The organism is Staphylococcus gallinarum (assembly GCF_000875895.1).
GTDB lineage: Bacteria > Bacillota > Bacilli > Staphylococcales > Staphylococcaceae > Staphylococcus > Staphylococcus gallinarum.
This window is the reverse complement of record NZ_JXCF01000155.1, coordinates 1-424: the sequence shown is the minus strand read 5'-3', so window position 1 is coordinate 424 and position 424 is coordinate 1. Positions and strand designations below refer to the sequence as shown.

Below are 424 nucleotides of genomic sequence, written 5' to 3'. Positions count from 1 at the left end.
CAATTGTCTGACGGGAAAGTCCGTGTGAATCCACAGTACCAGACGCACTTTGTAGAATCGTATTACCCATCTATGGAGGCAGTTATTAAGGAGTATTTAATACATTATCGCGATCAAGAGATGGCACAACCAGACGCCATTGTGATTGCGGCTGATGTTTGTCACAACGCGATGCTTGCTGATATTTTTTCAGCCAATAAACGTTGTTATTCTGTATTTCAACAGCGCCTTCAAGCATCAGATGCACAGTTTGAAACGTTGGACCGTGAAGCGAGTTGGTTAGTTGATACGTTAGAGAATGAGCAACGCTTGATCACATATCGCGCGACGAAGCAATTGTCGAATCGCCTGATGCGTATTACACCTTTCGATGCACAAATGTTGCCGAATATCAGTAGTCAGTTACATGAAACATATATCGGAT

Annotated in this window: 1 protein-coding gene; it reads left to right on the top strand. The window is 42.9% G+C overall.

Features of this window, described 5'->3' with window-relative positions; genetic code table 11:
* Nucleotides 1-424, top strand: a 424-nt coding sequence (gene asp1, locus SH09_RS13865; RefSeq protein WP_158001742.1) for an accessory Sec system glycosyltransferase Asp1, incomplete at both ends; no start/stop codon positions are given.